The sequence below is a fragment of the Ruegeria sp. F11 genome, from assembly GCF_056533855.1.
Genome location: NZ_JBQFOW010000006.1, coordinates 91201 through 112678, shown reverse-complemented (window position 1 = coordinate 112678; position 21478 = coordinate 91201). Strand labels below are relative to the sequence as shown.

Here is a 21478-nt window from a genome sequence, read left to right as displayed (position 1 = left end):
TGACGGAGGTTAGACGGGTTTGCCCTAAAACGCCACGCTCAGGCGCAGTTGGCCTGTTCGGCCTGCTCCATCGCCTCGGCCGTCGCGTCCAGCGCCAGCATGATCGAGGCGTGCCGGTTCTTGTACTCGCGCGCGGGCTTCAGCACTTCCAGCCCATCGAACGGCGCATCCGGGGCAGGGCCGTCCTGTTTCAACATCGCGGCCAACTGGTCACGCGCGGTTTCAACCTGCGCCCGCGTCGCGCCAATCACGGCGTCGCCCACAACCGAGGCCGAGGCCTGACCCAGCGCGCAGGCCTTTACATCCTGCCCGAAGGCGCTGACACGTCCGTCCTGCACCTTCACGTCAACCGTCACGGTCGATCCGCACAGGGGGGAGCGTTTCTTGACCGTCGCGTCAGGGTTTTCCAGCCGATCCAGATGCGGAATATCCGCGGCCAGCGCCAGAATCCGTCCGGAATACAGCTTGATCAGGTCGTTCTCGCCGCTCATGGCTTTCCCTCGTTGCGTGTTCCCCATACATAGTGACCAGCCCACGGGATGCAAAAGGTTTTTGTCATGTCTGACACCGTCACGTTTGACCCAGCGACGCTGAAATACAATGAGGCCGGGTTGATCCCCGCCATCGCGCAGGACGAGGCGACCGGCGAGGTGCTGATGATGGCCTGGATGAACGCGCAAGCGGTCGAGCGAACGCTGGAGACCGGGCGCGTGACCTATTGGTCGCGTTCGCGGCAGGCGTTCTGGATCAAGGGCGAGACCTCGGGCCATGTACAGGAATTGGTCGATTTCCGCGTCGATTGCGACCGGGATTGCCTGCTGGTTCTGGTGCGCCAGACCGGCCCGGCCTGTCATACGAACCGCCGGACCTGTTTTTACACGGCGGTGCGGGACGGGGTTGAGGTAGAGTTGATGAAACCGATGGGCTGAATGGCCCAAGCGCCATGCCTTCGGCGAGAGTATTCTAAAAAAGATGAAAGCGGGTCAGAGGCCGACCATCGCACGGATGTCCTGCGGCGTTGCCCCTCCGGCGCGGTATTTCGAAATGGCGCGGGCATCGTCCCGCTTTGCCAGGCGTTTGCCAGCATCATCTCGGATCAGTCGATGGTGGACATACTCGGGCGTCTGAAGGCCGAGTAGGGCCTGCAGCAGCACGTGAATGCGCGTGGCCTCAAACAGATCTTGCCCGCGCACAACGTGGGTGATGCCTTGCGCGGCGTCGTCGATCACCACGGACAGGTGGTAGGAGGTGCCCATGCCCCGGCGGGACAGCACGACGTCTCCGATCGTGGTCTCCAGTTCTTCGGGCGAGAAGGTGATCCTGCCGGTTTCGCCGTTCGGGCCTGTGCCGTGTTCTTGAAACCCACTGGAGTCACGCGACACCAAACGCGCGGCCTTGGCGATATCCAGCCTCAGGGGCTGGTCTGTGGGCTGCGGTGAACGAAGATCATACTGAAACCGAAACCGGCAAGTACCGGGATAGATGATACCATCCGGCCCGTGCATCGGCGCGCCTTCCTGCGGCGCGTTCGCGGCGGCGACGATGTCTTTTCGGTTGCAAAAACAGGGATATAGAAGCTCAAGCTGCCAAAGCTTGTCCAGCGCTTGTTCATAGGCTTGCAACCGTTGGGACTGGCGCATCACGGGCTTGGGCCAGCGCAGACCTAACCACGCAAGGTCATCATAGATCTGATCTTCCCACTGCTGGCGTGCGCGGGACTGGTCGATATCCTCGATCCTTAACAGGAACTCTCTGCCTTCGGCCATCGCCATATCGCTGGCCAAAAGTGCAGAATAGGCATGACCCAGATGGAGTGGGCCAGTTGGCGACGGCGCGAACCTGGTGATAAAAGTCACGTCTTTTCTAGTATGTACACATCAGAGTTCATATTCATGCCCGGCAGATGCGGCCCATGTTCGCGGAACAATAAACGGGCGGCCCCCATATCCAGCCAGTCGTTCAGACGTGAGGTATAGGAACGATCAGCAAGCGTATGATCATTAAAGGAAAACGCCAGAATCCCTCCGACTGGCAACGCGCGCATCAACAAATCAAAGGTTTCCGGCGGCGCAGCACCCGCGCCAACAACACCAATCGCCGTGATCACGTTGTAGGCGTCCTGTTTTAGCGGCTCGGGATCGGTGATTTCAAAACCGGTCAGGGTGCGGTAGACGCCTTTGGCTGCCGCAGCCTCAAGCATATTGGGGGTGGGGTCCATACCGTCGATAACCTCGAACCCGGCGGCGCGCAGCGCCAGACCCGACAGGCCCGTTCCGCAGCCGTAGTCCAGGATCGGCGTTTGCGCTTCAGGCATTTTGGCCCAAAGCGCCTGCGCTACGCGGCCCGGGGTCACATAGCCTTGCTCGGCCACCTCATTTTCATAGGACGCGGCCCATTTCTGGTAGTGCTCGCGCGTGTCCTCGGGGGATTCAAGGTCGTAGGTGTTCTTGAAAAACTCGTCGCTCATGCCTGCATGTTACGCTGCCCCGCTGAAACACGTCCAGTCAGCATTTCGCGAGCCAATCGGTCCATTCTGCTTTTGCCCGGTCCGTATAGGCCTTGTAACGGTCCTTGCGGCCCCGACGCCCGCCTTTCAGTCCGTCCACAGGGCGGAACAGGCCGAAGTTCACGTTCATCGGCTGAAAAGTTTTCGCCTCGGCCCCGCCGGTGATGTGGTGGATCAACGCACCCATGGCGCTGTCCTGCGGGACCTCCGGTAGTGCGCGCCCCAAAATCTCGGCTGCAGCCAGACGACCCGCCAAAAGACCCATAGCTGCGCTTTCGACATAGCCTTCGACCCCAGTGATCTGCCCCGCAAAGCGGATATTCGGTTTGGATTTCAAGCGCATCTGCGCGTCCAGCAGAGTGGGCGAGTTGATGAACGTGTTGCGGTGAATACCTCCCAGCCGGGCGAAACTGGCGTCTTCCAGTCCGGGGATCATCCGGAACACCTCGGTCTGAGCCCCGTATTTCATCTTGGTCTGAAAACCGACGATATTGAACAAGGTGCCCAACGCGTTATCGCGCCGTAGCTGAACCACCGCATGCGGTTTGACGTCCGGTTGATGCGGATTGGTCAGACCCACCGGTTTCATCGGCCCGTGGCGCAGGGTTTCCCGCCCGCGTTCCGACATCACTTCGATTGGCAAGCAACCGTCGAAATACCCAGCCGTCTCGCCCTCGTGAAACTCGGTCTTGTCTGCGGCGAGCAGGGCGTTGATGAATGCCTCGTACTGGTCGCGATCCATGGGGCAGTTCAGATAGGCGGTGCGTTCTTCCTCGGTCTCGCCCTTGTCGTATCGTGACTGCATCCACGCTTTGCTCATGTCGATGCTGTCAGCATAGACGATGGGGGCAATGGCGTCGAAAAAGGCCAGCGAGTCGGTTCCGGTTTCGGCGCGGATCGCCTCGCCCAACGCCGGAGAGGTCAGGGGGCCGGTGGCGAATATCCAATGGCCGTCGTAGGGCAGGGATGTGACCTCTTCCCCCGTGACCGAGACGCGGGGATGAGCGCGCAGCCTGGCCGTCACGTCCTCGGCAAACGGATCGCGGTCAACGGCCAACGCGCCGCCGGCGGGCAGGCGATGCGTATCGGCGGTGGTCATGATCAACCCATTCGCCGCGCGCATTTCCCAATGCAGCAATCCAACGGCGTTCTGTTCGTCATCGTCCGAGCGGAACGAGTTCGAGCAGACCATCTCGGCCAGATTACCGGTCTGGTGCGCAAAGGTGCCCACTTTGGGACGCATTTCGTGGATGACGACATCCACGCCCATCTCAGCGGCCTGCCATGCGGCCTCGGACCCGGCCATGCCGCCGCCCACGATATGCAATTCCTGTGTCATGGGGTGCCACATAGGACACAGCACAGGTCAACGCAACTGGACTACGCCGCATAAATCAATGCTTATTTGATGGGGGTTCTTGGGGTCGCCGCTGCGGGGATGTTAACGCCGGTGAGAGAGACCAGCTGGAGGGACCTTCCGCCCACGACGACCCATAAGAGTGCTTGAAGCCCTAGCTTCGACCTAGATTTGCCACAGTGCCGCCTGTTTGAAAAGTGAAAAAATGACGACAGTGGCAAAAAACGTACAAAACAATTGCGTTATTGGGTCCAATTGGGCGGACGTTTCTCAATAAAGGCGGAAATGCCTTCTTCAGTATCGCGGTGCAACATATTCTGTGCCATTACCTCACCCGTGTGGGCATAGGCCTGTTCTACGGGCATATCAAGCTGCTGATAAAATGCTTGTTTTCCGATTTTTACTGCGACCGCAAGCTTCTCGGCAATCTGTGCAGCAAGCGTATTGGTGTCGTGTTCCAGCAGCATTTCGGGCACAACGCGGTTGATCAGCCCAAGTTCCGCCGCGCGTTCGGCCGAGATGAAGTCGCCTGTTGTCAGCATCTCGAACGCCTGTTTGCGTGGGATATTTCGGCTGAGCGCCACCATGGGCGTCGAACAGAACAGGCCGATATTCACGCCGTTCACGCCAAAGCGGGTACCTTCTGCGGCAACCGCCAGATCGCAGGTAGCGACCAACTGGCACCCGGCTGCCGTGGCAATTCCGTGCACCTGGGCGATTACCGGTTGGGGCAGGGACTGGATCGACATCATCATTTTGGTGCAGCGCGCAAACAGGTCCTGAAAATACGCTTTGCCGCCGTCCTCGGATTGCCGTCCGGCGGTCATTTGCTTCAGGTCATGCCCCGCACAAAACGCCTTGCCCGCCCCCGAAAGGATAACCGCGCGGATGGAACTGTCTGCGCGCAGCGCGTCGAATTCGTCCTGCAGTGCGGCCAGCATCTCATCGCTGAGGGCATTCAGCCGGTCCGGCGCGTTCATCTGCAGATGCGCAACCGCGCCGGTGTCGTTACGTTCCAAAATTGCCATCTTGCCCTCCCGCTGGCGTTTGGGCCAACTCTAGGGCGGGAAGAGAAGGAGGGGAAGCATGGCGTTGGCGATGAACAAGGACGAACTGTCACAATACCTGGGGCAGGTATTTCCGCAGGTTCACAAAGACTTCGTCATTGAGGATTTGACCGAGGACACAATCACCATGCGCCTTAGGGTAGCGGACCGCCATTTACGGCCCGGAGGAACCGTGTCCGGCCCCTCGATGTTCGGTCTGGCGGATGTGTGTGTCTACGCGATGGTACTGGCGCGCAAGGGCCGCCAGTCACTGGCGGTTACGACCAGCAGTTCCCTGGACTTTCTGCGCAAACCTAAAGGCGGCGCAGACATGATCGCCACATGCCGGTTGCTGAAACTCGGCCGCACACTGGCCGTCGGGGACGTTCTGCTGTTCTCGGAAGGGTCCGACGACCCGGTTGCGCGGGCCAGCATGACCTATTCGATCCCGCCCGCCGGGTCTGCAGCTGCCAATTTTGGATAAAAAATGGCCGGGGACAAGCCCCGGCCCAGGAAGAGGTCCCAAAAATGGGACTGGGGATCGTTAGTTCATCCAAAAGTAACGCTTCGTTTCGCGCCGGGCTTGATGCGGGGTGATCCCGACATCTTTCAGCAGCCTATCGTCGAGGTAACTCAGGTTAATGCGGCTGCGCCGACGGCGCTCCCATTGCGTGACGACCGCCGCAAACCGCACGGCCAGCGCAGCGATCAGCGGCAGCCGGGGACTGTCGTTCAGCAGCATAAGGGCGGGGTTGTGCATTGTGCGTGTCATCTGGGTATTCCTTTCAAATTGTATTGACACAAATGATAAATGTCCGGTACATATTTTGATACATTCGAAATTGTGTCGGAATCAAAGGAAGAATTGTAATGGATACAATTTGGCCAGAGGCGCTGCCGAAATCAAAGGGTCCGAAGTATACTCTGGTCGCTGACACGATCCGAAAAGCCATAGATAACAAACTGCTGGAGATCGGAACCAAGCTACCTCCGGTGCGGGAACTTGCGTATCGGTTACAAATCACGCCGGGTACCGTCGCCCGGGCTTATACGATTCTGACGGATGAGGGCCTGCTACATGCCGAGGTCGGGCGTGGTACATTTGTCGCCCCGCCAAAATCGCCCATTCTGGACGATGTCTGGGCCCGGCAATTGCATCTGCGTGATGACAAGTACAACGCCAACGTCAGCCTGTTCAGCCCGCGCCTTGCGGATGTGGGGCAGGTGGCCTTGATTCGCGAATGCCTGCAGAAAGTGTCGCAATCTGATCCGGGGCTGTTTTTGAATTACCCGACCCGCGACGCCTACAAACCAATGCGGCAAACCGTGGTCGATTGGCTGTCGGACCTTCCGCTGGGGCCTTTGTCCCATGACGACATCGTTTTGACCCATGGCGGTCAAAACGGGCTGTGCTTAGTGTTTCAGACGATCCTGCGCGGTCCGAAGCCGATCGTTCTGGTCGAGGACCTGTCTTATGCCGGGTTCCGGCGGGCGGGCGAACTGATGCGGGCTGAAGTTGTTGGCGTGAAAATGGACAAATGGGGTATCGACCCAAAGGCCATGGAACATGTCCTGCGCCAGACACCTGCGCAGGCCGTTTGCGTCTCGCCCGAGGTTCAGAACCCGACCGGATCGCATTCGCCGCTGGAGCGCCGGAAAGAAGTTGTCGAAGTCGCGCGGCGTTTTGATGTGCAGATCATTGAAGACGATTGCTATCGCATGGGCGATGCCCGCGAACCCAGCTATCGCGCTTTGGCGCCCGAGCGGGGATGGCACGTGTCGTCGATCTCGAAAACCCTTACGCCCGCGTTGCGTGTGGGCTTTGCGATTGCGCCACGTGAGCGCAGCGTGGACCTGCGACGGTCGGCGGAATACGGGTATTTCGGGCTGGCGCAGCCCTTGGCCGAACTGACCCGCTTGATGCTGTCCGATCCCCGCACCCCAAAGATCGCCCGAGATGTGCGCGCCAAGATGAGCGAATACGTCCGGGTCACCGTCAACGCTCTGGGCGGGTTCGATCTGAACTGGGCTCCGGATGTGCCCTTTGTCTGGCTTAACCTGCCGTCGGGCTGGCGCGCCGCCGCGTTCAGCCGCGCAGCGGAACGGGAGGGGATACAACTCAGGTCCGCCGACGAATTCGCCCTGCGCGACGGTCGTGCGCCAAATGCCGTGCGCATTGCGATGAACGGCCATGTCTCACTTGAACGGTTCGAAGATGCGATGCAGCGATTGCGGGCGCTGCTGGACACCCCGCCGGAACAGATCAGCGTTTAGACCTCAGCCTAAGGGTGCGGGGTTGCCGAAGAACCCAGCCAGATGAGCGATCTTGCCGGATGCACTCAACCTGATGAAATCATGACCCGAGACCATTTCGGCCCCGTTCGCATCCACCATATGCCAGGTGAAGTGAACAACATCATGATGCACGCTAGGCTGGCTTGTGATGTCAACGCGCCCGTCGGCGGAGGCCAGAACTTCTCCGATATGAGCCGACAGGTTCTCCAGCCCGGCCACATCGGCCGTGGGATCGACATAGCGGCCATCCTCTTCAAAGCAACGCCGTAAAAGCCCAAGCCTTTTGTCGCCATCCGTTTCCTGCCATGCCGCGCCGTAATCCGCGATGGTTTGCTGCAATTCCTGCATAGAAACGCTCCTTATTCCGAAATCCTGCGGTGACTATACCATTGGGGGGGGGCATCTCGGGTAATTCGGGGCGCTACAGATTGGGGTAAAATAATACCTACTTTTTAAACTTTTGTAATTAAACAAAAAAAATATATTCACGTGTATTGACGCGAAAACACAGCCCCTCTAAATACGCTCCATCGAATTCGGGCCGCTCCGCCTTTGGGGCGGTCTTTCACATCAAACAGGACTATCCTGCCATGAAAACCTTTTCTGCAACACCTGCAGACATCGACAAGAAATGGATCCTGATCGACGCCGAGGGCGTTGTTCTGGGCCGTCTTGCTTCGATCGTCGCCATGCGTCTGCGTGGCAAGCACAAAGCGTCGTTCACCCCCAACATGGACATGGGCGACAATGTCATCGTGATCAACGCTGACAAAATCCAGATGACCGGCAAGAAGCGCGAAGAAAACTTCTACTGGCACACTGGCCACCCGGGCGGCATCAAATCGCGCACCAAGCAGCAAATCCTCGAGGGTGCACACCCCGAACGCGTCGTGACCCAGGCGGTCAAGCGCATGCTGCCGGGCAACCGTCTGGCGCGCAAGCAGATGACCAACCTGCGCGTTTACGCCGGTGCCGAGCATCCCCATGAGGCGCAAGCGCCCGAAGTTCTGGACGTGAAGTCCATGAACAAGAAAAACACCCGGAGCTAATGACCGATGGCTGATCAGATCAATACTCTCGAAGAGCTGAGCGCCGTCGCAGGCGTTGAAACCGTGGCCGAAGAAGTCATCGTGCGTGAACCCGTGCGTGACGAACTGGGCCGTTCCTACGCCACCGGCAAGCGTAAAGACGCTGTTGCCCGCGTTTGGATCAAGCCGGGTTCCGGCAAGGTCACCGTGAATGGCAAAGATCAGGACAAGTACTTCGCTCGTCCGGTTCTGCAACTGATCCTGCGTCAACCGTTCCAGGTTGCCGGTGTGGAAGGTGAGTTCGACGTTGTTGCAACCGTCAAAGGCGGTGGCCTGACCGGTCAGGCCGGTGCAGTCAAGCACGGCATCTCGAAAGCGCTGCAGCTGTACGATCCGAACTTGCGTGGCGCTCTGAAAGCCGCTGGCTTCCTGACCCGCGACAGCCGCGTTGTGGAACGTAAGAAATACGGTAAGCGCAAAGCGCGTCGTTCGTTCCAGTTCTCGAAGCGTTAATCGCTGCGGACAACCGAATGGGAAAGGGCTCGCAAATGCGAGCCCTTTTTCTTTGGTTTACTCTTCGTAGACCAGTCTCCAGGCTCCGTTGTCCACGACGCTGACGAACACGGTATCCGCGCCTTGGTGGTCGTCCGGCCCATAGGTGATATGGTTGCCGACCAACTCGTCGGTGTAGTCCAGCGTCTCCATGGCGGCGATGAAGCTGTCATGGGTCAGATCGGGGCCCGCCGCTTCCAACGCTTTGACCATCATCTCGGCGGCGGAATAGCCCAGCATCGAGAATCCAACCGGGTCTTCGCCCGTGGCCGCTTTGTACTCTGCAATGAACGCAGCCGGAGCGGGCTCCTCAGCACGCGCCCAAAGGTCCAGCCATGAGGCGGCAGCGTAGAAACCATCCGTCACGCCTCCGGGCACCTGCGCCACCACGGTCAGGAAGCTGGCCGAGGTGCCAAGGAATTTCATGTCCTCCAACCCCATTTTCTTGGCCGTCCCAACCACGGTGATCGCTTGGCGCACACCGAGGGCCATCGTGACGATATCGCAGCCTTCTTCCTTGAGCTTGCTCAGAGAGCCGACAAAATCGGTTTCGTCCGGTTTGTGCGTGGTCTCAGCGCCAAAGGTGATCCCAGCCTCTTCGGCCCCAGCCTTGCTGCCTTCAAGGATTTCTTCACCGAAATCGGTGGGCAGATACATGGTGCAGACGGTTTGCGACCCGAACTCACCGTTCAGATATTTCACTCCGATCCGCGCCTGATCATAGTAGGTCGAGAACGAGGTGAACTTGTTCTTCATCGGCTCCTGAAGCATCTGCCGCGCTGCGGTCAGAGGGGCAACATTCGGAATGCCCTTCGGGTCCAGCAGCTTGAACCCGGCAAGGTTCATCGGCGTGCCCAGCGACTGCATCATGGCAAACACCTTGTCGCGGTTCAGCAGCTTGTTATAGCCCTGCATCGCGCGCGGCATCTGGTAGCCGTTATCTTCGACCACAAAGCGGATCTTACGGCCGTGCACGCCGCCTTCAGCGTTGACGCGGTCAAAAACCACATTCGCACCCTTGGTGGCCGGAACGCCCACGGCGGCGAAAATACCGCTCAGGTCGTTGACAGACCCAATCACGATCTCATCGTCGGTCACGCCTTGGGTTTCTGCCCATCCGAGCGTGGCGGACGCGGTCAAAGCGGAAGCGACTGCCAGACGTTTAATCACCGTGCTCATATTTCTCCTCCCTGTTTTGAATTTTGCGAGTTTTTTGCCAATAAAAGACTGCGAGAATTGTGCAGACTGCGAAGAAAAATGTTGGAGCGAACGGAAAAATCCCGAAGTCCCAGGCCTTTTGCGGCGAACCAGGCACCATGATTTGCCCATATGCATGTCGAAAAATGAGAAGCAGAAAGACCGACGCCGCGAAAAGGCACGCCCAAAGGGCAACGCGTGCATCTGAGAGTTCCTCACCATAACCGCGCCCCCAAAACTCTACCCAGCCCTGTTTTGCAGTTTCATCGTCAATATTCCATGTTCGGCGGTTCAGCAGTGTGGTTGCGACGCTTGCACACGACGCTGAGAACACCGCAGCCACCACAGCGTGGCCAAGCATGATTTGCCAAATAATCATGGCGACACTGGCGGCCAGAATGACCCAAATCCAGTCAAACTTTATTTTTCTCAAACATCTACCTCCGGTGACTTTGTTGTCTAATTGTACATCTCTTCAACGAGATGTCCGTGTTTCTTTTCCACCAACCCGCGTTTCAGTTTCATTGTCGCCGTCAGTTCGTCATCCTCGGCGGTCAGCAGGACGTTGATTAGCCGGAAATCCTTGATCTGCTCGACCCGTGCGAATTCTGCGTTCACCGCATCGACCTCGGCCCCGACAAGTCCATTGATTTCCGGGGCCGCGCATAGAGACGCGAAGTTGGAAAAGGGGATTTTCCGGTCCTGCGCGAATTTCTCGACATTCTCCTGATCAATCATGATCAGGGCGGTCAGGTACTTACGCTGGTCACCTATGATCACCGCGTCCGAGATGTAATGGCTGAACTTCAGGCGGCTTTCGATCTCGGATGGGGTGATGTTCTTGCCGCCTGCGGTGATGATGATGTCTTTCATTCGACCGGTTATGGTGACGAATCCATCCTCGTCGATGCAGCCCATATCGCCGGTGCGCAGCCATCCGTCGGGCGTGAAGGTCTCGGCGGTTTTGGCGTTGTTGCGCCAGTAGCCCTGAAAGATGTTCAGCCCTTTCAGTTGGATTTCATCGTCCTCCGAGATACGGATATCCGTTCCCGCCACGGCTTTGCCAACGGACCCGACCCGGTTGTCTTCAGTGGTGTTAAGCGTGGCCAGCCCCGCCGTTTCGGTCATCCCGAACCCTTCGACCAGAGGAACGCCAATGGCCCAAAACCATTTCAGCAAGTCCACCGAAATCGGAGCGGCCCCCGAGCCGCCGCGGCGCATTTTGTCCATGCCGAGCATCCGCCGCAGGTTTCGTAGAACCAGATGGTCCCAGACCCAGAACCGCGCCGCGACCAAAGCGGGGACCGGTTTCCCGACATTCAGGTATTCCGCCCGCGCAAACCCAGCTTTCAGCGCCAGCCCAAAGGCCAAGCGCCCAAACCCAGTCGCATCCTGCGTCAGGATTTGGACATGGGCGTAGATCTTCTCCCAAACGCGCGGAACAGCGGTGAATGTGGTGGGTGAGACCTCTTGCAGGTTCGCGAACACGGTTTCCGGGCTTTCGGCGAAATTTACGGTGCACCGCGCGGCAAGAGGGAAATAGATCGACACATCGCGTTCGAGGATGTGGCACAGCGGCAGGAAACACAGCTGCTCGTCGCTGGCCAGCGCGGGCAGGGACCGAGCCCCGGATTCTATGGCAGCGAGAATGTTCTCATGGCTCAGCATCGCGCCCTTGGGCTGACCCGTTGTGCCCGAGGTGTAGACCAGCAACGCGGTATCCTGCGGTTTTGCCAGCGCGATCTCGGCCTCGAACCGGCCCGGGTTTTCGGCTTCGGCCTGTTTTCCAAGCGCGTAGAGGTCGCCGATCATCATGCACCGCGGATGGTTCAGGTCGTGCAGGCCTTCGTCTTCCAGGATGATGACCTTGAGCAGGCCGGGAACCTCGTCCTCAATCTCAAGAAATTTGTCCAGATGTTCTTCGTCTTCGACGATCAGGAACCGGCTGTCGCTGTCGTTGATCAGGTATTTCAACTGACTGGCCGAATCCGTGGTGTAAACGCCCGAGGAAATGCCGCCGACGCCTTGGATGCCCATGTCGAACCAGGCCCATTCCTTGCGATCCTCGGACAGGATCGAAACGACCTCACCGCGCTGCAGGCCAAGTTTGAGCAGCGCGAGGCCGATCCACTTGGCGTGCTGCCAGTAATCGGTCCAGGAATAGGATTTCCATATCCCGAGGTTCTTTTCGCGATGCGCCGTCCGGTCGCCCAACTCCGCGCAGCGGCTTTGGAACAGCTCGGCTATGGTGGTGCACCCATCCACCCGCAGCGGGCGCTGCCCGGGGGTTGCGTTGAACTGAACGCCGTTGATGTTGATCTGAGGGGGCAGGGGGCTTGCGTCCATTCGGCTCACCTCCAGGTCTTTTTGCGTTTCCAGCGGCGGTTTTCCCGCGCGCCTTCTTCCTGAACACCCAGATAGAAATTCCGGATGTCCTCGGATTGCAGCAGGTCATTTGCGGCCCCGTCCATCACGATGCGCCCGACCTCCATCACGTAGCCATGATGGGCCAGTTCCAGCGCAGCGTGGGCGTTCTGTTCGACCAGCATCATGGTCATATTCTGCTCGTCGTTCAGGCGTTTGAGAATACCGAAAATCTCTTGCACCAGCAGCGGCGAGAGGCCAAGCGAGGGTTCGTCCAGCAGCATGATCTTCGGATTCGCCATAAGTCCGCGCCCGATGGCCAGCATCTGCTGTTGACCGCCGGACAAGGTGCCGGCCTCTTGCATGCGGCGGTCTTTCAGGACCGGGAAATAGCTGAACACCATCTCGCGATCCTGCTCAATCCGCGATTTATCCGCCACCGTATAGGCCCCGAGGCTGAGGTTTTCGTTCACGGTCAGCAGTGGGAACACCTCGCGCCCTTCCGGGACGTGCACGATGCCTTGTTGAACAACCTTGTGGGGCTCGGACCCCTGAATGTCCTTCCCGTCAAACGTGATTGTGCCCTTTTCCGGGTCCATCACGCCCGACACCGTTTTCATCAGCGTCGTTTTTCCGGCACCGTTTGCCCCAAGGATCGAAACGATCTGCCCCTGCGAGACGTCCAGCGAAACGCCCCGGATCGCCATGATCGGCCCGTAGAAGCTTTCGATGTTGCGGATTTTCAGGATCGGTTCGGTCATGACGCTTTGCCTAAATAGGCCTCGACCACAGCCGGGTGCGATTGCACCTTGGTAGGGGTGCCAAGCGCCAGTCTGGCCCCATCGGCCATGGCAAGCACCCGGTCTGACACGCCCGACACCAACCCCATGTCATGTTCGACCATCAACACGGTGATCCCCATCTGCCGCCGGATGTCGTCGATCCACCAGCGCATATCGGTGGTTTCCTCGACCGACAGGCCCGAGGCCGGTTCGTCCAGCAACAGCAGCTTGGGATCGGTCGCCAGCGCCCGCGCAACCTCGACCACTTTGCGGACGCCGTAGGGCAGGCCCGAGATCATCTTGTCGCGAAACGCCTGCAGGTCCAGAAAGTCGATGATTTCTTCGACCTTTTCGCGGTTCTCCAACTCCTGACGCCGGGCGGAGGGGGTGAACAGAATTTCTGAGATCAGGTTCGTCTTGCGGTGCCGATGCCGCCCGACCAGCAGGTTTTGCAGGACGGTGGCATGTTCGAACAGTTCGATGTTCTGGAACGTCCGCGCGACGCCGTAAGCTGCAACGCCCGATGCCTTGACCTGCAGCAGATCGTGCCCATCGAACCGGATAGCCCCCGCATTGGGTTCGTAGAACCGGGAAATCAGGTTGAATACCGTGGATTTTCCTGCGCCGTTCGGGCCGACTATAGCGAAGACCTCGCCTTCCTCCACCTCGAACGACAAGTTATCGACCGCAGTTACCCCGCCGAATTTCAGCGTGACGCCTTCGAACTCAAGCAGGCTCATCTCAGACGCTCCGTCTTGAGGTAGGATTTCTGCCGTTTGAACATGTCCTTTCGGTAGAAGGGGAACAGTTCGAACCAAGTGCGGATTTTCAGCCAGCGGCCATACATGCCCATCGGCTCGAACAGGATGAAGGCGATCAGGATCATGCCGAAGATGCCGAATTCCAGCCCCGGGACGGCGACGGTGTTGCCACCGAACACGGCCCCCACATATTCTTTGGAAATCGACAGGAACTGCGGCAGAAAGCCGATCACGATAGCCCCAAGAAACGCGCCGTGGATCGAGCCGAGCCCTCCGATCACGATCATCATCAGCAACTGGATCGAGATCAGGACATTGAAGGTCTCGTTGTTGAAGGCCCCCGCGAACATGCCCATGAGCGCCCCGGCCCAGCCGGTTACGGCGCAGGAGAGGGCAAACGAGATCATCTTGGTTTTGGCGATATCGACCCCCATCGCCTGCGCCGAGACCTCTGAGTCACGCACGGCGATGAAGCTGCGCCCCAAGGGCGCGCGCAACAGGTTGATGTAACCCAGCGTCACAATCACCGCGACGGTCAGAACCAGCCAGTAGAATTCGTTGGGGGTCGCCCAGCGGTCGACGAGATGTCCGAAAATCTCGACCCCGCCCAGATACTTACCGGAAACGCCCCCGGTCAGGGGTTCCGCCAGAACGATCACGTCATCCATCAGGATCGACAGCGCCATGGTGAAAATGGCCAGATAGATACCGTGCAGTCGCAGGGCAGGGATGGACACTGTAACCCCGGCAATTCCGGTCAGTAAACCGGCCAGTGGAAAGGCGAGCAGGAACGGTACACCCGCCTCGATCAGGTTCACATTGGCATAGCACCCAAAGGCCAGAAACGCGGCGTGGCCAAGGCTGACCTGACCCGTATGCCCGGTCAGGATCATCAGCCCCAGACCGGCGATGGTCCAGATCAGAACGTTGGTTAGTTCGCCCAGATAGAAGTCGTCCAGCAACCACGGCGCGGCGAAAACGACCAGTAGCAGGATCAGGTAGAGGCCAAGCTGATAGCGGTCCTTCCACGGCCGAATATCCTGCATGTAGTCGGTTTTGAAAACGATGCGCATCCGTCAGACCTTTTTCAGCCGGACCTGACTGAACAGCCCGTTGGGGCGGAAGATCAGAACCGCCAGCAGCAAGGCATAAGGTGCGATCTGGCTGTACCCGGCCGCGATGTATCGACTGGCGAAGGGTTCAATGATGCCGACGATCAGCCCGCCTGCCAGTGCGCCGGGCAGGCTGCCGAACCCTCCGATCACGGCGGCGGCGAAGGCCTTGATGCCCAGCAGGCCGGTGGTGGGATCAACCGAGCCTTTCGCAGCGAACAGAATGCCCGCGATCCCTGCCACAACACCGGCCAGAGCCCAGATGAAACCTTGCACCCGTTTAACCGGGATACCCATGTAATAGGCGGCCAACTGGTTTTGCGAGGCACCCTGCATGGCCAGCCCCAACTTGGTTTTGCTGAAAAAGACATACAGGCCCCAGGTCAGCAGGACGGTGACGATAATGACGGCCACATCCTCCATCCCCAAGACCAGCCCGCCAAAGCGCACCTCTTTCCCAGCCAGCGGATTTTGCAGGGTCTGGGGCTCATGCCCCCAGATCAGCCCCGCAAAAAAGCGGATCACGAAGCCCAAAGCGATGGTCAGGATGACAACGGCGGTCTGACTTTCGCCAAACAGTCGGCGGATGATCAGGCGGTCCAGCAGATACCCCAGCGCGCCCATGATCCCCAGCGAGATCGGCAGCGCCAGCCAGAAGGGCAGCCCCATATATTCGGTGTTGGTCAGCCCGATCGTAACAAAGGCCCCCAGCATCATGAAATCGCCTTGTGCGAAATTCACCGCCTCGGTCGCTTTGTAGATCAACACGAACCCCAGCGCGATCAGGCCGTATACACAGCCATTCGCCAGCCCGCTGATCAGCAGCTGCGCGTTGTCCAAATTCACCTCCCCCGTGCCGGTTTGCCCAGTCTCTGAACCACCCGCAGTATTCTTGTTGTTGGCGGGTTTGGTTCTACTATGGCGTGATCATCACCTTGCCGTCACTCTTTTTCAGCGCTTCAGCCAGATTTGGCACCAGTTCTTTCAGGGTAAGCCGCGCCGACACATCGGTTTTCCAGCGCCCGTCGGCAAAACGGGCCTGTACTTCGGCAACCACGCGCATCTGATCGGCGGGCCGCGTGGACATCATCCAGTTGGTCAGCCAGAACCCTTCGATCTGCTTGCCCATAAAGATCAGTTGGCCGGTTTGGGTCAGGGTGGGGGACTCATTGCTCAGCTTGCCGTAACAGACCCAGCGCGCGCGGTTGGGCATGGCAGTGAATATCTTTTCCGATAGCTGATCCATGACGGCATCCAGAAACACGCGCGGTTTCAGGCTGGCGCTGAGGTCGGCAAATTTCTGTGCCACATTAGGGTCGATTGTGACCAGCACCTCAGCCGCGCCGAGATGTTTCAAGTTATCCACGGCCTCGGCCCGGCGCACCAGCGCGATGGGTTTCAGGCCCAGATCACGCCCAAGGCTACACATCAGCTTGCCCAACTGGCTGGTCGCGGCGGAAACCACAAAAGCCTCACCTTCCTGCTTGGCGATATCGACCATCGCCATCGCGGTCAAAGGGTTCACGATCTGCGCCGCGCCATCCTCGTCCGAGATATCGGGGCGCAGCGGGATACAGGTCTGCATTTGCGTCACAACATATTCAGCCCAAGCGCCCGAACCTGCGGCAACAAAGGCAACGCGCTGCCCTTGCAGACCTTCGGCGCCTTCACCGGTCGCGACCACGTCGCCGCAGCCTTCGAATCCGGCAGGAGCACCCTTGACCCGAGGCTGCCCGTATTCGCCCTTGATAAAGTGCAAATCCGACGGGTTGACCGAGGCCATGCGCATCCGGATCAACACCTGTCCGGGGCCGGGTTGCGGAACGGGCAGTTCGGCTTCGGCCAACCAGTCGCCCGCGTTTTCGATCGCGGGTCCGGTGGCGGAACCGGAATAACCGTCATGTTTCAGAACGGTCGCAAACATGGATGCGGGCAGGGTTGTCATGGGAAGGTCCTCAGAGAATTTACTGCAGCGAGGTGCAAGAAGTACACATCGCTGCGGGATTGAGGGCAAGCCAAACAAACAAAGGGTCGGGCGTCAATCGCACCGCGCCCTGACGTGACGGCACGCGGGTGGGCAGGGCCGCGCTGGATGCGGCCCCGCCGGGTTTTTATTGTTGGGTCATCAGGTTCTGCAGATCCTGCAGTTTGGTCAGGGCCGTCTCGGGCGCTGCTTTGATGTCGTCCAGAATCTGGATTACCTGCGTTTTGATGTCCTGCGTCAGGGCGCTGTCCTGCACCGATGCAACCATCGCGTCATAGTCGAATTGCTGCGCGGTAAGCATACCCTCCTGAACCCAGGTATTGAGCAATTCCTGACCCTGACCCGCCAGCGAGGCCACTTCGTCGCCCGCCTGCGTGGCCGCATCTGACGCCTGATCCGCAAGGGATGAGGCCGCCTCGGCCGCTTGCTCGGTCAGGGACGATGCCGCTTCGCTGGCCTGATCAGTGGCCGAATTCAGCGCTTCGGTCGCCGCTTCCTGCGCGGCCGAGGCGGCTTCGTTGACGGCCTCACCGGCATCTTCCGCAGCGGATTGCAACTGCTCGGACGGTGTCGGCTCGGGCTTGTTCAGGACGTAATATCCGCCAATGCCGATTACGGCGATGACGGCAATAAGAAGAATACGCGACATGGGTGCCTCCTATGGAATGTGTCGCAGAGATGGTTCGAAGTTAGCCCTGCGCATAGGGGACTTCCCACTGTTTCGCGTCAAATCCGGGGAATGAGCCAAGCCACGCTGATCGCGCATAACGTGCACGGCGAGATCGCGCGCACGGGGTCCGTTATGTGGGGCACGGCCCTTAAATCTGTCACATTGCCTGACAAGCGGCAGGCCGCGATCAGTCCCGCAGGTTATAGGCCCGCGCGGCGTTGCCGCCCAGAACCGCCTGTCGTTCTGCGCCGGTCAAACCGGTAAGAAGCACATCGGTTGTGTCGAGCCAACGCTCATAGCTGCTGGCCAGCGTGCTGACCGGCCAGTCGCTGCCCCAGATCAGGCGCGACGGGCCAAAGGTGTTCAGCAGATGCTCGACATAGGGGCGCAGGTCATCGACCGTCCATTCCGGCGCGGCTTCGGTGACAAGACCGGACAGCTTGCACCAAGCATCCGTGTCGCGGGCCAGCGCGGTCATGTCTTCGGCCCAGCCTTCGATCACACCGTCTCGGATCAGCGGCTTCGACCCATGGTCGATGACAACGCGCATCTTCGGATGACGTTCCAGCAGTTGGTGTAACGGGGCAAGATGCCGGGGCAGGGTCAGCGCATCGAAGGTCAGATTGTGCTTTTGCACCGCCTCCATAGCCGGGGTCAAAGCGTCACCCAACATCCAAAGCGGATCTTCGATATTCTGGATCATCGGGCGCAGACCAACAAATGCCGAATGCGCGGTCAGAGCTACGATCTGTGCGGGCGCATCAGCGGCTTCGAAATCGACCCAGCCGACGACGCCTTTGATGAACGCATTGCTGTCGGCCAAGGACAGCATATACTCGGTCTCAGCCACCGTTGGCGCGGCCTGAACCAGAATGGTTCCGTCTATTCCCGACGCATGCAACATTGGCTCCAGGTCAACGGGCAGAAAATCGCGGTATAGCGGCGCGAGGTCCGGCGTCAGCCAGCCATAGTCTCCGCGCGCCAGGGACCAGAAATGCTGATGTCCGTCGATCCTCATGCAACAACGCCTTTTTTCAGGATGATATTGCCATAGAGCCTGCGCTCACCTGTTTGGACAACGGCAAAACCGCGGGCGGCGCGGTCATAGAAGTCGAAGCGTTCCAGCCCCTGAATTTGAACCGGGTTATCGGCGACACTGTCGATAATGCGTTGAAAATCGGCCACGGCTTCTGGGACGGTTTGCGGGTCTCCGACCACCTGCATTGTCAGTGCGGGGTCAGGGACAAAACTGTCCAGCGGCATGACGGACAGCACCGCGCGCAGGATATCACTGGCCGAGGACCCATCGGCCCGAATACAGGCCGGGCCGATGCTGGAACCCGGGAAATTCGCATCTGCGATGACGATTTCATCCCCGTGTCCCATCGCGCGTAACGCGTGCAGCAGGTCCGGGGAAAGCAGTGGGTCAAGATTGCGCAGCATTTTCTATCCTACTTCTTGCACAGGCCGGGATGCGGCGTTGAACAGCTCGGGCTTTTCCTGCCGCAGCATCTCAATTCGGGGCATCAGCTGACCCAGATGGTGGCGCATGGCGTCCTGCGCCCTTTGCTCGTCGCGGTTACTGATCGCTTCTAAAATCGTCCGGTGTTCGGTGAGCGTTTCGATGATGCGGTCCCGTGACGGCAAAAGCAACATCCGCGCACGGTTGACCTGCAGGGAAACGGTTTCCGTCACTTCAGGCAGCTTGAGGATTCCCGTGAACTCCATCAACAGCGCATGAAATTCTTCATCCGCACGAAAGAAGCCGGGAATGTCGTCGTCCTCGACCAACAATTCCTGGAATCTCATATTGCGGCTGAGTTTCTTGCGCTGCTCTTCGGTCATATCACGCGACACTTTGGCAACGGCGGCCAGTTCCAGCGCCTCGCGCAGGAACGCGCCTTCGCGGATTTCGGTCATCGAGAAGTAAGAGACCCGCGTCCCTGATTGTGGTACGACATCCACCAGACCTTCGGCTGCAAGGCGCGCAATCGCCTCGGCAACAGGCGCGCGCGACACCCCCAAACGCTCGCAAATGGGCGCTTTTCGCAGGTTCGATCCGGGTGGGAAGTCGAGGTCCAAAATCGCCTGTTTAACAGACAGATATACCCTCTGTGCCAGCGACCCCTCGATGGTCGATATGGCGGGTAGAACCGATGCATCAATGTCGCGAGGCTTGTTCATGTCTCATGACTTACCATTCTAACATGTTAGTTGACAAGTACCTAAATTCAACGTAGCACTCCGAGCCAAGCAAGCGAGAATCCTATGCAAGCACAGAACGACATCACAGTCCCCAAGGACACCAAGCGCGACGCGGTTAAGCTGAACCCAAAAGACAATGTTATCATCGCGCTACGTGATCTGGACCGGGGTGAGCGGCCAGACGGATTGTCGGATTCGGTTCAAAGCCCGGTTTCCCGCGGGCACAAGATCGCCACGGCGCCCATTGCGGCAGGCGAAAACGTGATTCGCTATGGGCAGATCATCGGTCAGGCAAAAAGCGACATTGCTCCGGGTGAGCATGTGCATGTCCATAACCTTGGGATGGGCGATCACCAGCAGGACTACGCCCACGCCAGCGCAAATACGCCGCTGCCTGCGATTTCCGAGACCCGTATGTTTCAGGGGTTCCATCGCGCTGACGGGAAAGTCGGCACACGTAACTACATCGGTATCCTGACCTCTGTGAACTGCTCGGGCTCTGTCGCGCGGTTCATCGCCGAGGCGGCAGAGAAATCCGGATTTCTGGATGCCTATCCCAACGTAGACGGGATTGTTCCGATCGTGCACGGCACCGGTTGCGGCATGTCGGCCAAGGACGAAGGGTACGCAACGCTTTTCCGAACCCTGGCAGGCTATGCGCAGCATCCGAATTTCGCCGGTATCCTGCTGATCGGCCTGGGGTGCGAGGTCATGCAGGTTGCCGATCTGGTGGGCGGGCGTCCGATCCGCGCCGATGGCGCGCTGCGGTACATGACAATCCAGAACGAAGGGGGCACCCGGCGCACCATCGAACGTGGTCTGGATGAACTGCGCGGTATTGCGGAACTGGCCAATCAGGCCACCCGCGAACCGGCACCGATCAGTGCGATTACGGTAGGTATGCAATGCGGCGGATCTGACGGGTATTCCGGCATCACCGCCAACCCCGCGCTTGGCTACGCATCAGACCTTCTGGTGCGCCACGGCGGCACGACAATCCTTTCCGAAACATCCGAAGTGTATGGAGCAGAACACCTGCTGACCCGCCGCGCGGAGACGGCAGAAGTAGGTGAGAAACTTATCGAGCGTATCCACTGGTGGGAGGATTACACCGAACGAAATGGCGGAGAAATGGATAACAACCCCAGCCCGGGAAACAAACGCGGCGGGTTGACGACCATTCTGGAAAAATCACTGGGTGCGGTCGCCAAGGGCGGCACGGCACCTCTGCGTGAAGTGTACAAGTTCGGCGAAAAGATCGACAAGAACGGGTTCGTCTTCATGGACAGTCCGGGATTTGACCCGTGTTCGGTCACTGGACAGGTGGCCTCGGGCGCGAACCTGATCGTGTTCACCACCGGGCGGGGCTCGGTCTCGGGGTATCAGCCCACGCCTTGCATCAAACTGGCCACCAATTCGGAAATGTACGCCCGTATGGCCGATGACATGGACCTGAACTGCGGCGACATCGTCACAGACGGGATCAGCATCGAGGCGAAGGGCGAGGAACTCTTTGAGATTCTGATCCGCGTCGCATCCGGCGAGAAAACCAAAAGCGAGGAACTTGGCTTTGGGGGCGTCGAATTCGTTCCCTGGCAAATCGGCGCGGTGATGTAACC

24 protein-coding genes and 1 pseudogene are annotated in these 21478 nt (G+C 59.1%); 6 read left to right on the top strand and 19 right to left on the bottom strand.

Annotated elements, in window-relative coordinates; genetic code table 11:
* Positions 1-38: 38 nt before the first annotated feature.
* The gene (locus tag ACR0NJ_RS09630) at positions 39-491 is read right to left on the bottom strand and encodes an iron-sulfur cluster assembly scaffold protein (RefSeq protein ID WP_480816911.1); all 453 of its coding nucleotides are present in this window, start codon (positions 489-491) and stop codon (positions 39-41) included.
* A gap of 48 nt (positions 492-539) precedes the next feature.
* Between ACR0NJ_RS09630 and hisI the strand changes: the two genes are divergently transcribed.
* Positions 540-929, top strand: a complete 390-nt coding sequence (gene hisI, locus ACR0NJ_RS09625; protein WP_480816910.1) for a phosphoribosyl-AMP cyclohydrolase — start codon at positions 540-542, stop codon at positions 927-929.
* A 54-nt stretch (positions 930-983) separates the two neighbouring features.
* On the opposite strand, the gene gluQRS is transcribed toward hisI, so the two are convergent.
* The 4 genes and pseudogenes from gluQRS to ACR0NJ_RS09605 form a co-directional block, all read right to left on the bottom strand.
* The gene (gluQRS, locus tag ACR0NJ_RS09620; protein WP_480816909.1) at positions 984-1856 is read right to left on the bottom strand and encodes a tRNA glutamyl-Q(34) synthetase GluQRS; all 873 of its coding nucleotides are present in this window, start codon (positions 1854-1856) and stop codon (positions 984-986) included.
* On the bottom strand, positions 1853-2467 hold the full coding sequence (locus tag ACR0NJ_RS09615; RefSeq protein WP_480816908.1) for a class I SAM-dependent DNA methyltransferase: 615 nt from the start codon (positions 2465-2467) through the stop codon (positions 1853-1855). Before ACR0NJ_RS09615 ends, gluQRS begins: the two co-directional genes overlap by 4 nt.
* Before the next feature lie 37 nt (positions 2468-2504).
* Entirely contained in the window at positions 2505-3845 is a 1341-nt protein-coding gene (gene trmFO / locus ACR0NJ_RS09610) for a methylenetetrahydrofolate--tRNA-(uracil(54)-C(5))-methyltransferase (FADH(2)-oxidizing) TrmFO (RefSeq protein WP_480816907.1), read from the bottom strand.
* A 260-nt stretch (positions 3846-4105) separates the two neighbouring features.
* Positions 4106-4900 (bottom strand): annotated as a pseudogene (locus ACR0NJ_RS09605) (enoyl-CoA hydratase); the annotation flags it as partial.
* Positions 4901-4949: 49 nt separating this feature from the next.
* On the opposite strand from ACR0NJ_RS09605, the gene ACR0NJ_RS09600 reads away from it, so the two are divergent.
* Entirely contained in the window at positions 4950-5393 is a 444-nt protein-coding gene (locus tag ACR0NJ_RS09600; RefSeq protein ID WP_480816906.1) for a PaaI family thioesterase, read from the top strand.
* 60 nt (positions 5394-5453) lie between these two features.
* Here ACR0NJ_RS09600 and ACR0NJ_RS09595 read toward each other — a convergent pair whose 3' ends face one another.
* A complete protein-coding gene (locus ACR0NJ_RS09595; protein ID WP_480816905.1) occupies positions 5454-5681 on the bottom strand; it encodes a DUF1127 domain-containing protein in 228 nt (75 codons plus the stop codon).
* 98 nt (positions 5682-5779) lie between these two features.
* On the opposite strand from ACR0NJ_RS09595, the gene ACR0NJ_RS09590 reads away from it, so the two are divergent.
* Positions 5780-7183: an aminotransferase-like domain-containing protein gene (locus ACR0NJ_RS09590; protein WP_480816904.1), complete on the top strand. Its 1404-nt coding sequence runs from the start codon at positions 5780-5782 to the stop codon at positions 7181-7183.
* Between the two features lie 3 nt (positions 7184-7186).
* Here ACR0NJ_RS09590 and ACR0NJ_RS09585 read toward each other — a convergent pair whose 3' ends face one another.
* Entirely contained in the window at positions 7187-7552 is a 366-nt protein-coding gene (locus ACR0NJ_RS09585; protein WP_480816903.1) for a nuclear transport factor 2 family protein, read from the bottom strand.
* 242 nt (positions 7553-7794) lie between these two features.
* Between ACR0NJ_RS09585 and rplM the strand changes: the two genes are divergently transcribed.
* Complete coding sequence (gene rplM / locus ACR0NJ_RS09580; protein WP_170354147.1) at positions 7795-8253, top strand: 50S ribosomal protein L13; 459 nt, start codon at positions 7795-7797, stop codon at positions 8251-8253.
* A 6-nt stretch (positions 8254-8259) separates the two neighbouring features.
* On the top strand, positions 8260-8745 hold the full coding sequence (gene rpsI / locus ACR0NJ_RS09575; protein WP_010440030.1) for a 30S ribosomal protein S9: 486 nt from the start codon (positions 8260-8262) through the stop codon (positions 8743-8745).
* A 57-nt stretch (positions 8746-8802) separates the two neighbouring features.
* Here rpsI and ACR0NJ_RS09570 read toward each other — a convergent pair whose 3' ends face one another.
* The 12 genes from ACR0NJ_RS09570 to ACR0NJ_RS09515 all read right to left on the bottom strand — a co-directional run bounded on the left by ACR0NJ_RS09570 (position 8803) and on the right by ACR0NJ_RS09515 (position 19838).
* A complete protein-coding gene (locus ACR0NJ_RS09570) occupies positions 8803-9963 on the bottom strand; it encodes an ABC transporter substrate-binding protein (protein WP_480816902.1) in 1161 nt (386 codons plus the stop codon).
* Entirely contained in the window at positions 9947-10414 is a 468-nt protein-coding gene (locus ACR0NJ_RS09565; RefSeq protein WP_480816901.1) for a hypothetical protein, read from the bottom strand. Before ACR0NJ_RS09565 ends, ACR0NJ_RS09570 begins: the two co-directional genes overlap by 17 nt.
* A gap of 26 nt (positions 10415-10440) precedes the next feature.
* Positions 10441-12327 carry an AMP-dependent synthetase/ligase gene (locus ACR0NJ_RS09560; protein ID WP_480816900.1) on the bottom strand — a complete coding sequence of 629 codons (1887 nt, stop codon included), beginning with the start codon at positions 12325-12327 and terminating at the stop codon, positions 10441-10443.
* Positions 12328-12332: 5 nt separating this feature from the next.
* Positions 12333-13106, bottom strand: a complete 774-nt coding sequence (locus ACR0NJ_RS09555; RefSeq protein ID WP_480816899.1) for an ABC transporter ATP-binding protein — start codon at positions 13104-13106, stop codon at positions 12333-12335.
* Positions 13103-13867, bottom strand: coding sequence for an ABC transporter ATP-binding protein (locus tag ACR0NJ_RS09550; protein WP_480816898.1), 765 nt, complete (start codon positions 13865-13867; stop codon positions 13103-13105). Before ACR0NJ_RS09550 ends, ACR0NJ_RS09555 begins: the two co-directional genes overlap by 4 nt.
* On the bottom strand, positions 13864-14961 hold the full coding sequence (locus tag ACR0NJ_RS09545; RefSeq protein ID WP_480816897.1) for a branched-chain amino acid ABC transporter permease: 1098 nt from the start codon (positions 14959-14961) through the stop codon (positions 13864-13866). Before ACR0NJ_RS09545 ends, ACR0NJ_RS09550 begins: the two co-directional genes overlap by 4 nt.
* Before the next feature lie 3 nt (positions 14962-14964).
* The gene (locus ACR0NJ_RS09540) at positions 14965-15840 is read right to left on the bottom strand and encodes a branched-chain amino acid ABC transporter permease (protein WP_480816896.1); all 876 of its coding nucleotides are present in this window, start codon (positions 15838-15840) and stop codon (positions 14965-14967) included.
* 76 nt (positions 15841-15916) lie between these two features.
* Positions 15917-16945 carry a zinc-binding dehydrogenase gene (locus ACR0NJ_RS09535; RefSeq protein ID WP_480816895.1) on the bottom strand — a complete coding sequence of 343 codons (1029 nt, stop codon included), beginning with the start codon at positions 16943-16945 and terminating at the stop codon, positions 15917-15919.
* A gap of 166 nt (positions 16946-17111) precedes the next feature.
* Complete coding sequence (locus tag ACR0NJ_RS09530) at positions 17112-17633, bottom strand: hypothetical protein (RefSeq protein WP_480816894.1); 522 nt, start codon at positions 17631-17633, stop codon at positions 17112-17114.
* A 208-nt stretch (positions 17634-17841) separates the two neighbouring features.
* Complete coding sequence (locus ACR0NJ_RS09525) at positions 17842-18672, bottom strand: amidohydrolase family protein (protein WP_480816893.1); 831 nt, start codon at positions 18670-18672, stop codon at positions 17842-17844.
* Entirely contained in the window at positions 18669-19097 is a 429-nt protein-coding gene (locus ACR0NJ_RS09520) for an RbsD/FucU family protein (RefSeq protein WP_480816892.1), read from the bottom strand. The genes ACR0NJ_RS09525 and ACR0NJ_RS09520 overlap by 4 nt, the downstream gene beginning before the upstream one ends.
* Before the next feature lie 3 nt (positions 19098-19100).
* Positions 19101-19838: a GntR family transcriptional regulator gene (locus tag ACR0NJ_RS09515; protein ID WP_480816891.1), complete on the bottom strand. Its 738-nt coding sequence runs from the start codon at positions 19836-19838 to the stop codon at positions 19101-19103.
* Between the two features lie 84 nt (positions 19839-19922).
* Between ACR0NJ_RS09515 and ACR0NJ_RS09510 the strand changes: the two genes are divergently transcribed.
* Positions 19923-21476, top strand: coding sequence for a UxaA family hydrolase (locus tag ACR0NJ_RS09510; RefSeq protein WP_480816890.1), 1554 nt, complete (start codon positions 19923-19925; stop codon positions 21474-21476).
* Positions 21477-21478 lie beyond the last annotated feature (2 nt).

Coding starts and splice junctions, on each gene's coding strand:
- ACR0NJ_RS09630 (WP_480816911.1), bottom strand. CDS start 491: ATGAGCGGCGAGAACGACCTGATCAAGCTGTATTCCGGACGGATTCTG.
- hisI (WP_480816910.1), top strand. CDS start 540: ATGCAAAAGGTTTTTGTCATGTCTGACACCGTCACGTTTGACCCAGCG.
- ACR0NJ_RS09615 (WP_480816908.1), bottom strand. CDS start 2,467: ATGAGCGACGAGTTTTTCAAGAACACCTACGACCTTGAATCCCCCGAG.
- trmFO (WP_480816907.1), bottom strand. CDS start 3,845: ATGACACAGGAATTGCATATCGTGGGCGGCGGCATGGCCGGGTCCGAG.
- ACR0NJ_RS09600 (WP_480816906.1), top strand. CDS start 4,950: ATGGCGTTGGCGATGAACAAGGACGAACTGTCACAATACCTGGGGCAG.
- ACR0NJ_RS09595 (WP_480816905.1), bottom strand. CDS start 5,681: ATGACACGCACAATGCACAACCCCGCCCTTATGCTGCTGAACGACAGT.
- ACR0NJ_RS09590 (WP_480816904.1), top strand. CDS start 5,780: ATGGATACAATTTGGCCAGAGGCGCTGCCGAAATCAAAGGGTCCGAAG.
- ACR0NJ_RS09585 (WP_480816903.1), bottom strand. CDS start 7,552: ATGCAGGAATTGCAGCAAACCATCGCGGATTACGGCGCGGCATGGCAG.
- rplM (WP_170354147.1), top strand. CDS start 7,795: ATGAAAACCTTTTCTGCAACACCTGCAGACATCGACAAGAAATGGATC.
- rpsI (WP_010440030.1), top strand. CDS start 8,260: ATGGCTGATCAGATCAATACTCTCGAAGAGCTGAGCGCCGTCGCAGGC.
- ACR0NJ_RS09570 (WP_480816902.1), bottom strand. CDS start 9,963: ATGAGCACGGTGATTAAACGTCTGGCAGTCGCTTCCGCTTTGACCGCG.
- ACR0NJ_RS09560 (WP_480816900.1), bottom strand. CDS start 12,327: ATGGACGCAAGCCCCCTGCCCCCTCAGATCAACATCAACGGCGTTCAG.
- ACR0NJ_RS09555 (WP_480816899.1), bottom strand. CDS start 13,106: ATGACCGAACCGATCCTGAAAATCCGCAACATCGAAAGCTTCTACGGG.
- ACR0NJ_RS09550 (WP_480816898.1), bottom strand. CDS start 13,867: ATGAGCCTGCTTGAGTTCGAAGGCGTCACGCTGAAATTCGGCGGGGTA.
- ACR0NJ_RS09545 (WP_480816897.1), bottom strand. CDS start 14,961: ATGCGCATCGTTTTCAAAACCGACTACATGCAGGATATTCGGCCGTGG.
- ACR0NJ_RS09535 (WP_480816895.1), bottom strand. CDS start 16,945: ATGACAACCCTGCCCGCATCCATGTTTGCGACCGTTCTGAAACATGAC.
- ACR0NJ_RS09530 (WP_480816894.1), bottom strand. CDS start 17,633: ATGTCGCGTATTCTTCTTATTGCCGTCATCGCCGTAATCGGCATTGGC.
- ACR0NJ_RS09525 (WP_480816893.1), bottom strand. CDS start 18,672: ATGAGGATCGACGGACATCAGCATTTCTGGTCCCTGGCGCGCGGAGAC.
- ACR0NJ_RS09520 (WP_480816892.1), bottom strand. CDS start 19,097: ATGCTGCGCAATCTTGACCCACTGCTTTCCCCGGACCTGCTGCACGCG.
- ACR0NJ_RS09515 (WP_480816891.1), bottom strand. CDS start 19,838: ATGAACAAGCCTCGCGACATTGATGCATCGGTTCTACCCGCCATATCG.
- ACR0NJ_RS09510 (WP_480816890.1), top strand. CDS start 19,923: ATGCAAGCACAGAACGACATCACAGTCCCCAAGGACACCAAGCGCGAC.